We start from the raw sequence: 8,620 nt of genomic DNA on the forward strand, positions 1-8,620 counted from the left end.
GGTCACCCGGCTGGCCATCGCCCAGCTGCGCATGGAGAGCGCACGCTACCCCGACGACCAGCGCCTCACCGCTCTGGTCGAGGAACTCTCCGCCCACGACGCGCAGTTCCGGGACTGGTGGACCGCGCATGACGTCGCGATGCGGGGCAAGGGCATCAAGAAGCTTCGTCACCCCGTGGTGGGCGAGCTGACACTCGACTGGAACACGCTCACCTGCGGCACAGACCCCGACCAGCACATCATCGTGTGGAACGCCGAACCCGGGTCCCCGTCCCACGACGGACTGCGCCTCCTGGCCTCCTGGGCCGCAGACCAGAAACGGACGACGTCCGACACCGTCGCGTAAACCTCCCCGGGGATCAATGGGATCACCGGGATCACTGGGATCACTGGGGGAAAAGGACCATGGCCACGCCGGACAAGTCGGCGGCATCGCCGACTGCGACCGAATCCGAAGCCCTGACGCCGCCCATCGCGGGCCGGACGTCCATGCCCCGCGGACTGACCTTCCTGTTCGCGGTGGCGGGCGGCGCTGCCGTCGGGAACCTCTACTGGGCGCAGCCGCTTCTCGACTTCATCGCAAAGGACCTGCACGCCTCGACCGCGGCCGCGGGGTGGCTCGTCACGGCCACCCAGATCGGCTACGCCGCAGGCATCCTTCTTCTCGTGCCGCTGGGTGACGTACGCGACCGGCGAAGGCTCATTCCCGTGATGTTGCTGTGCTCCGCGGTCGCGTTGCTCTTGTGCGCGCTGGCGCCGTCATTCGGAATGCTGCTGGTCGCCATCACACTGCTGGGCGTGACGACCGTCTCCGGGCAGTTGCTTGCTCCGCTCGCCGGTGACCTGGCCGACGACGACCACCGTGGCCGTGTGGTCGGGACGGTGGTGTCGGGCATCCTCACCGGCATCCTGGTGTCCCGGACGGTCAGCGGTCTGATCGCCGGTGCTGCCGGCTGGCGCACCATCTACGTCGTGGCCGCCGCCGTCGCCGTCGTGTTCGCGGCGCTGCTGTACCGGGCGATCCCTTCACTCCCGCCGAAGACCCGCATGCCCTACCCGGCACTCATCGCCTCCGTCTGGACGGTCGTACGACGTGAGCCCACCGTGCGCTGGACGCTGGTCCTGGGATCTACGGCGTTCGCCGCGTTCACCATGTTCTGGACGTCGTTGACGTTCCTGCTCAGTACCCCGCCGTTCAGTTATTCCGTGACCGAGATCGGGCTCTTCGGGCTCCTCGGTGTGGCCGGTGCCCTCGCCGCCCAACGGGCCGGCCGACTGCACGACCGCGGGCTCTCGCTCCCCGCGACCGGAATCGCGTGGACCCTGGTCCTGGCCTCGTTCGTCCTGGCGGCGTTCGCCGGGCACTCCGTGGCGCTCGTCGTGGTCGTGATCGTCCTGCTCGACGTAGCCGTCCAGGGCGTCAACCTGCTCAACCAGTCGCGGATGCTCGCCGTGTCGAACGAGGCGCGCAGCAGGCTCAACACGGCCTTTGTCACGAGCAACTTCCTCGGCGGCGCGATCGGCTCGGCCGCCGCCTCGGTGCTGTGGACGAAGGGTGGCTGGACGGCCGTGACGATCGCGGGCATGGTCCTCAGCGGCTTCGCACTCGTGGTGTGGGCGCTCGGGCGCCGGGGCCCGCTCCGAATCTCATCGGCGGTACAGGCGCGACCGCATGCCGAGCAATGAGGTAATTCGACGGAGGCTGTAGGTTTCACGGAATTCGGCGGGGCGGGCCCTCCGGAGCGCCGGACGCCCAGCCGCCGTTGCTTCCCGGCATGGAAGCCGCAGGGGTCGTGGACCAGATAGGGCCGGGTGCGGACACGGATCTGGGGGTCGGCGACCGCGTGCCGGCGATCGTGGTGTCCAACGGCTCGCACGGCGCGACCGACGTGCAGGCCGCTTCCCTCCCGATAACGGCCTGACCGCGCGCCTGGCACTCCTCTCGGGCGGAACGCGGCGGCGGCCGAGTGGTGACGCTGCGCGGCTTCGACGGCCCCGGCGAGCGAGGCGTCGTCTTCGAGCCGATCGACGTTCTGAACACGGCGGCGAGGGAGGCCCAGCCGGTACGACCGGCGGCTGACGAATGCGGCCGGGCGGCGGGCGGCGGCGCTACGGCTCCGGCGTCATCGGACCTCCAGGGACTGGCTCCCGTCGGCAGGTGCAGCCGTCGCCGCGGCCTGTTGCGTGAAGGTCCGAGCGAGCGCGTCGGCGCCGCGTGCCGGCAGGCCCACATCGATACCGACGGCGGTGAACGTGGTCCCGAGATCGATGCACCGTCGCGCGAAGGCGGTCCAGCGGCACGGCCAGGGGGAGGAACTGGTCCAGCACGACCACGGATTCGACGAGGCCGACATCGAGGACGCCGTACGCGCGATCCTGGAAGTTGTCCCGGCGGACATCCTGACCGGCACGGTCCAGTACGCGAGCACAACGCATGATGGCGCGATCCGCCTGTCTCGTTTCGGTCAGGCTGTCGCATCCCCCGCCGGCCGGTACGGGGCGGCAGTCCACGACGCAAGGAAGCGCAGTCCGTCATGGGACGGGGTCCTGGGCTCAGGGGTCATGATCACCAACTGCTGTGCGGGGTCGGCTGTGGAGGTCAGGCTGTCCCAGTCGAGCGTGAGGTCGCCGGCGACCGGGTGACGCAGCCTCTTCGTGCCGACCCGCAGGCCGGGCACCTGGCGGCCCGCCCACCATTGCCGGAAGTCGGCGTCGGCCACCGACAGTTCGCCGACCAGAGCGGTCAACTCGGGGGCGCCAGGGCACTTGGCGGCCTCTGCGTGTAGTTGGGCGACGCAACTCCGGGCGATCGTCCTCCAGTCGAGGTAGAGCTCCCGGAAGCGGGGGTCGGTGAAGATCAGCCGGGCGTAGTTGAGCTTCTTCTCCGGAACCCGCTCGAAGTCGATGAGCAGAGCGGCTGCCAGAGCGTTCCAGGCCAGGATGTCCATGTGCCGACCCAGGACGAGCGCGGGGGTCGTGGTCAGTTCATCCAGGAGACGCCTGAGCTGCGGCTGGACCTTCTGCGCCGGTCGGCGGCGCGGCGCGCACGCATCTCGGGCCGCCAGCGCGAACAGGTGGTCACGCTGGTGATCGTCGAGATGCAGGACACGGACGAGCGTGGCGAGCACCGACGTCGGCACGGAGGCACGCCCCTGCTCCAACCGCGTGTAGCAGTCGGTGCTGATACCCGCCAGCTGGGCGACCTCTTCCCGGCGCAGCCCCGGCACTCGCCGGGGCGACCCGTACTCGGGCAGACCCACGGTACGCGGGCTGAGTTGCGCCCGGCACACCTTGAGAAATTCTCCCAGTTCGGCCGAATGCGCTTTGCTGTACATAGCGGCTAGTGTCGCAGCGCTCAGCCGAAAAGTGAGGGGGAGAGTTTTCTCCCCGGCTCTGGCCGGTCGCCTTTGCTTTCCCGAGTGAGCGAACCCATAAATGCCCGCAGGACCTGGGCCTGCTCCAGCCGCGTATAGGGGGTAAGGATTCCTCCCCTGGATAAGTCATTCCCAGGATGGAATTCTCCCCTTGGCGGGTTCGCGTGATGGTGGCAGGGTCGATGACGCGGCCGAGGACCGAGCGGCCTGAATCCCTGAACACACGCTAGGAGCACCCCCCATGCCCGAACGGAAGAAGTTCGCGCCGCCTGCGATCCAGGAATTCGCTCCCAAGCTCGCGGAGGTGACCGACACGGTCCTGTTCGGCGACATCTGGGAGCGGCCGGGTCTGTCCCCGCGCGATCGCAGCCTCGTCACCGTCACCGCTCTCGCCGCCCTGTACCGGGGCGACCAGCTCAGCTTCCACCTCGGCAAGGCGCTGGAGAACGGCGTGACCAAGGACGAGCTGATCGAGGCCATCACGCATCTGGCCTTCTACGCGGGATGGCCGGGCGCCATGACCGCGATGAACCAGCTCAAGGAGATCGTGGACAAGGCCGACCAGTCCGACTGAGGTCTCTCCTGACCGCCCGCACCCCCACAGCGCGGGCTTGGCCCCCATGCCGCCGCCGCACCGGCTGGCGGCAGCACCGCCCCTGACGCCCCAACGCACCTGCCAGGACCTGGGAAACCATCATGCGAGCAACCATCATTCACGCCCCCGGGGACATCCGGGTGGAGAACGCCCCCGAGCCGAAGATCGTGGCGCCCACGGACGCGGTCATCCGCACTGTCGCCACCTGCGTGTGCGGCTCCGACCTGTGGAGCTACCGGGGCATCAACCCGGTCACCGAGCCGCAGCCGATCGGCCACGAGTACGTCGGCATCGTCGAGGAGGTCGGCAGTGACGTCTCGACCGTCAGGCCCGGCCAGTTCGTCATCGGCTCCTTCATCGCCTCCGACAACACCTGCCCGATCTGCCGGGCCGGCTACCACACCTCCTGCCAGCACCGTGACTTCCCCAACGGCTGCCAGGCCGAGTACGTCCGCGTCCCCCTCGCCGACGGCACCCTGGTCGCCACCCCGGAGCAGCCGGCCGAGGAGCTGATCCCGAGCCTGCTGGCCCTGTCCGACGTCATGGGCACCGGCTGGTACGCCGCCAAGGCGGCCGAGGTCAAGCCTGGTTCGACAGCCGTGGTCGTCGGTGACGGCGCCGTGGGCCTGTCCGGCGTCATCGCCGCGAAGGAACTGGGCGCCGAACGCGTCATCGCCATGAGCCGGCACGAGTCCCGGCAGAGGCTGGCCCTGGAGTTCGGCGCCACCGACATCGTCACCGAGCGCGGCGAGGAAGGCGTCGCCCGCGTCAAGGAACTGACGAACGGCGTCGGCGCCGACTCGGTCCTCGAGTGCGTCGGCACCCAGGAGTCGATGCACCAGGCCCTGCTGTCCACTCGCCCCGGAGGCAACGTCGGCTTCGTCGGCATGCCGCACGACGTACAGATCGACGGCCAGCAGCTCTTCTTCTCCCACGTCGGCCTGCGCGGTGGCCCCGCCCCCGTGCGTGCCTACCTTCCCGACCTCATCGAGCGCGTCCTCAGCGGCCGTATCAACCCGGGCAAGGTCTTCGATCTCACCCTGTCGCTGGACGAGGTCGCCGAGGGTTACAAGGCCATGGACGAGCGTCGCGCCATCAAGGCGCTGCTGCGTCCGTGACATGAGTGACGCCCAGTACGCCCTCTACGCCCCGTACGCCCCGTACGCCCTCGAGTAGTCCGCCCAACACAGGAGTAAGCGCCATGCTCGGTCTCGAACTCATCGTGCTGTTGGGCGTGGCGGTGCTGGTCGGCCAGGTCCTCGCACAGCGCTTCGGTGTCGCACCGCCCGTCGTACTGCTTGTCGTGGGTGCTCTTCTGGGGCTGGTCCCAGCCGTACGCCAGACTCAACTACCGCCGGAAGTAGTGCTGCTGCTCTTCCTGCCGGTGTTGCTGTACTGGGAGAGCCTCACCACCTCCATGCGGGAGATCCGTTCGAACCTGCGCGGCATCGTCCTGCTCAGCACGGTCCTGGTGATCCTCACCGCAGGGGCCGTGGCGGTCGCCGGGCACGCGCTCGGACTGCCCTGGGGACCGGCGTGGGCGCTGGGCGCGGCGGTGGCTCCGACCGACGCGACAGCGGTCGGCGTCCTGGCCCGCTCCCTGCCGCGCCGTCAGGTCACCGTGCTGCGTGCCGAAAGCCTCGTCAACGACGGCACCGCACTGGTCATCTTCGGCCTGGCGGTGGGCCTCACCGTCGGCGAGGAACACCTGACTCTTCCGCACGTAAGCGCGCTGTTCCTCCTGGCCTACGGCGGCGGGGCCGCCGTAGGCGTACTGGTCGCCTGGGTCAACATGAATCTGCGACGCCGCCTGGACGATCCCCTGCTGGGCAATCTCGTCATGATCCTGGCGCCGTTCACGGCGTTTCTACTCGCCGAGCTGATCCACGCCTCAGGTGTCCTCGCGGTCGTCGTCAGCGGGCTGATCATGGCCCAGGTGGCTCCGAGCATCATCCGCGCCGAGCATCGTCGCCAGGCGCTGGCCTTCTGGCCGCTGCTCACCTTCATCATCAACGGCGCGCTCTTCGTCCTGGTCGGAGTGGAACTCCAGTACGCGCTACGCCACTTGAACCGGTCCGACCTCCAAGACGCCCTGATCGCGATCGGAGTGGTCAGCGTGGTGCTGATCGTTGTCCGGTTCGCGTTCCTGTTCTCCTCCGCCTACCTGATCCGCGTGATCGACCGGCGTCCCGAGCAGCGACTGCGCCGAATCAGTCACCGGGCACGCACCGTCAGCGGGTTCGCGGGCTTCCGGGGCGCGGTGTCGCTCGCGGTGGCTCTCTCGGTGCCGGAGACCCTCGACTCGGGTGAACCCTTCCCCGACCGTGCCTTCATCGTCTTCGTCACCTCCGGTGTCATCGTGGTGACCCTCGTGGTGCAGGGACTGCTGCTGCCCGGCGTCGTGCGCTGGGCCCGGCTGCCGCGCGACACCTCCGTCGACGAGGAACACGTCCTCGCCGAGACCATGGCAACCGAGGAAGCCATCAACGCCCTGCCGCAACTCGCCGCCGAACTGGGCACCACCCCGAAGGTCAGGGAGTGGCTGCGCCAGGAGTACGAGGCCCACCTGGCGACCGTACGGGCCAAAGGCACGGGCACCGACGACGATCACGCCCTGCTCCACAACCGCCACTACACCGACCTCCGCCTCGCCCTCATCGCCCACAGACGCGCAACCGTCGTCCGCCTGCGGGACGAGTCGCAGATCGACGACACCGTGCTGCGCCGGCTCCAGGCCGCCCTGGACGGTGAAGAGGTGCGGTTGGCCGGACGCGAGCAGGTGGAATGAGCCGAGTCCGACACCCAGACTCCACACACAAGACCCACCAGAACGGACCCCTGTCATGTCCTTGGGCCTCATCGACGTGCACGCCCACCTCCTGCCCGACTTCTACGTCCAGCAGGCGACCGCGGCGGGCCACGCCCACCCCGACGGCATGGGCGGCTGGCCCACGTGGTCCGTGCGAACCCATCTGGACCTGATGGACCGCAACGGCATCGACACCGCGATGCTCTCCATGTCGTCCCCGGGCGTGCACTTCGGCGACGACAAGGCGGCCCGTCTCCTCGCCCGGCGCGTCAACGAGTACACCGCCGAGCTGACCCGAGACCACCCCGGCCGCTTCGGCAACTTCGTGTCGCTTCCCCTGCCGGACGTGGACGGCTCGTTGGGGGAGATCGCATTCGCCTTCGACGAACTCGACGCCGACGGCGTGGCCTTGCTGACGCACACGCACGGTGTGTACCTCGGCGACCAGCGCCTCGACCCGGTCTTCGCGGAACTCGACCGCCGCCGGGCCGTGGTCTTCCTGCACCCCACCTCGCCGGTGTGCTGGGAACAGTCCGCACTCGGCAGACCGCGACCGATGGTCGAGTACATCTTCGACACGGCCCGCACCGTCACGGACCTGGTGATGGCGGGCGTCCTGACGCGCTATCCGAATATGCAGGTGATCGTTCCGCACTGCGGTGGCGCGGTTCCCGTCCTGGCCGACCGCATCAACGAGTTCATGAGGCTGTTCCTGCCTTCGGAGAAGTCGCCCTCTCTCGATGCCGTGCAGCAACTACGGGGCCTCTACTACGACATGGCGGGCACGGCCTTCCCGCGCCAGGTCCCCGCGCTGCTGAAGCTCGTCGATCCGGACCGCGTCCTGTTCGGCAGCGACTACTGCTGGACGCCTCCCCCGCTGGCCGATGCCCACATCGCGGCGATCGACGCGGCCGAGTCACCGGTGGAGGGGACCACGTGGCGTTCCCTGACGACGGCCAACGCGAAACGCCTGCTTGCGGGGACAGCGCGGTGAACTCGTCAGGCGGCGCCGTCCAGCCCCTCCGGTGAGCGCTCCCTGACGTCGGTACGTCACCCGAGCCGTGCCATCTCGTGTCGCCAGGCCGTGTCGTTGTTGAACGAGCCGCCCAGGTCGGGGAGTTCGCGCAGGTCCTTCTCCGGTAGATCCGTCAGAGTCCCGCCCGCTTTGACGACGTCCAGGCAGAGGCGAGCGATCGTGTCGACAGAGATGGCGCGCAGGACGGCTTCGGGGACGCCGGTGCCGGTGCTGGTCAGTCCGTGGCCGACGAGCAGCCGGGAGCCGTTGCGGGTCTCCATGCGGCTGACCCGGACCTCCGAGAATTCGTTGCCCAGCCTGAGTGGCTCGCCGGTGCGGCCCGCCTGAAGGGCGGCCTTCTGAGCGGCTGCCCGGCGCGCGGCCCGGGCGTCCTCGTCCTCGCCTTCCCAGCTCAGCGTCACAGGAACACCGCCAGGTTCTGCATGCGGATGACCGAGTCGTCGACGAGGATGGTGCGGCGCGCCAGCTTCCACCCGTCGTCCGTGCGGCGCAGCAGATCCTCCCGGCCGGCGGAGACCTGGGCCGCTTCCCGGTAGTCGCCGAGCTTCTTCTCCAAGTCGAAGACATCCTGATCGTTGTAGATGTGTGCGGGGATCATCCCGCGGCGCACATCGTCGAGGAGGTCGGCACGGTCGCTCATCAATCCGTCCCTCTGTAAAACAGAGGCCATCTCTGCTGAGTAGAACATTGGGATCCCATGCAGTCAACCGAGAGGAGTCAGGGTGGCGGGTGCTCGGCGAGAGTCCGCCTTATTCTTCTGTCATGAAGAAGTCCGAGGTTCAGTTGTCGCTCGCCAGCGGGCCCGC

The 8,620-nt window shown here is 68.7% G+C and carries 9 protein-coding genes and 1 pseudogene; 7 read left to right on the forward strand and 3 right to left on the reverse strand.

What is annotated here, in order from left to right:
- The 3 genes and pseudogenes from AB0I77_RS52870 to AB0I77_RS52880 form a co-directional block, all read left to right on the forward strand.
- Window positions 1–346 (forward strand): annotated as a pseudogene (locus AB0I77_RS52870) (transcriptional regulator); the annotation flags it as partial.
- Window positions 347–405: 59 nt separating this feature from the next.
- Complete coding sequence (locus tag AB0I77_RS52875; protein WP_363290221.1) at window positions 406–1,686, forward strand: MFS transporter; 1,281 nt, start codon at window positions 406–408, stop codon at window positions 1,684–1,686.
- A gap of 89 nt (window positions 1,687–1,775) precedes the next feature.
- The gene (locus AB0I77_RS52880) at window positions 1,776–1,922 is read left to right on the forward strand and encodes a hypothetical protein (protein ID WP_363290222.1); all 147 of its coding nucleotides are present in this window, start codon (window positions 1,776–1,778) and stop codon (window positions 1,920–1,922) included.
- 543 nt (window positions 1,923–2,465) lie between these two features.
- Here AB0I77_RS52880 and AB0I77_RS52885 read toward each other — a convergent pair.
- Complete coding sequence (locus AB0I77_RS52885; RefSeq protein WP_363290223.1) at window positions 2,466–3,335, reverse strand: helix-turn-helix transcriptional regulator; 870 nt, start codon at window positions 3,333–3,335, stop codon at window positions 2,466–2,468.
- 280 nt (window positions 3,336–3,615) lie between these two features.
- Between AB0I77_RS52885 and AB0I77_RS52890 the strand changes: the two genes are divergently transcribed.
- From AB0I77_RS52890 to AB0I77_RS52905, 4 genes are all read left to right on the forward strand, one after another.
- Window positions 3,616–3,948, forward strand: a complete 333-nt coding sequence (locus AB0I77_RS52890; protein WP_363290224.1) for a carboxymuconolactone decarboxylase family protein — start codon at window positions 3,616–3,618, stop codon at window positions 3,946–3,948.
- Between the two features lie 122 nt (window positions 3,949–4,070).
- Entirely contained in the window at window positions 4,071–5,087 is a 1,017-nt protein-coding gene (locus AB0I77_RS52895) for a zinc-dependent alcohol dehydrogenase family protein (protein ID WP_363290225.1), read from the forward strand.
- Between the two features lie 83 nt (window positions 5,088–5,170).
- Window positions 5,171–6,757 (forward strand): Na+/H+ antiporter, encoded by a 1,587-nt coding sequence (locus AB0I77_RS52900; protein ID WP_363290226.1) that lies wholly within the window; start codon window positions 5,171–5,173, stop codon window positions 6,755–6,757.
- 55 nt (window positions 6,758–6,812) lie between these two features.
- Window positions 6,813–7,772: an amidohydrolase family protein gene (locus AB0I77_RS52905; protein WP_363290227.1), complete on the forward strand. Its 960-nt coding sequence runs from the start codon at window positions 6,813–6,815 to the stop codon at window positions 7,770–7,772.
- 56 nt (window positions 7,773–7,828) lie between these two features.
- Here the strand turns inward: AB0I77_RS52905 and AB0I77_RS52910 are convergent, their stop codons facing one another.
- Window positions 7,829–8,215, reverse strand: coding sequence for a hypothetical protein (locus tag AB0I77_RS52910; protein ID WP_363290228.1), 387 nt, complete (start codon window positions 8,213–8,215; stop codon window positions 7,829–7,831).
- The gene (locus AB0I77_RS52915) at window positions 8,212–8,454 is read right to left on the reverse strand and encodes an aromatic-ring-hydroxylating dioxygenase subunit beta (protein WP_363290229.1); all 243 of its coding nucleotides are present in this window, start codon (window positions 8,452–8,454) and stop codon (window positions 8,212–8,214) included. The genes AB0I77_RS52910 and AB0I77_RS52915 overlap by 4 nt, the downstream gene beginning before the upstream one ends.
- Window positions 8,455–8,620 lie beyond the last annotated feature (166 nt).

Origin of the sequence: Streptomyces sp. NPDC050619, from assembly GCF_040654815.1 — a bacterium.
In the GTDB taxonomy this organism is placed as follows: Bacteria; Actinomycetota; Actinomycetes; order Streptomycetales; family Streptomycetaceae; genus Streptomyces.

Bases quoted from the DNA above. Each gene is read 5' to 3' on its own strand.
- AB0I77_RS52905 (WP_363290227.1), top strand. From the start codon at position 6,813: ATGTCCTTGGGCCTCATCGACGTGCACGCCCACCTCCTGCCCGACTTC.
- AB0I77_RS52900 (WP_363290226.1), top strand. From the start codon at position 5,171: ATGCTCGGTCTCGAACTCATCGTGCTGTTGGGCGTGGCGGTGCTGGTC.
- AB0I77_RS52915 (WP_363290229.1), bottom strand. From the start codon at position 8,454: ATGAGCGACCGTGCCGACCTCCTCGACGATGTGCGCCGCGGGATGATC.
- AB0I77_RS52890 (WP_363290224.1), top strand. From the start codon at position 3,616: ATGCCCGAACGGAAGAAGTTCGCGCCGCCTGCGATCCAGGAATTCGCT.
- AB0I77_RS52875 (WP_363290221.1), top strand. From the start codon at position 406: ATGGCCACGCCGGACAAGTCGGCGGCATCGCCGACTGCGACCGAATCC.
- AB0I77_RS52880 (WP_363290222.1), top strand. From the start codon at position 1,776: ATGGAAGCCGCAGGGGTCGTGGACCAGATAGGGCCGGGTGCGGACACG.
- AB0I77_RS52895 (WP_363290225.1), top strand. From the start codon at position 4,071: ATGCGAGCAACCATCATTCACGCCCCCGGGGACATCCGGGTGGAGAAC.
- AB0I77_RS52885 (WP_363290223.1), bottom strand. From the start codon at position 3,335: ATGTACAGCAAAGCGCATTCGGCCGAACTGGGAGAATTTCTCAAGGTG.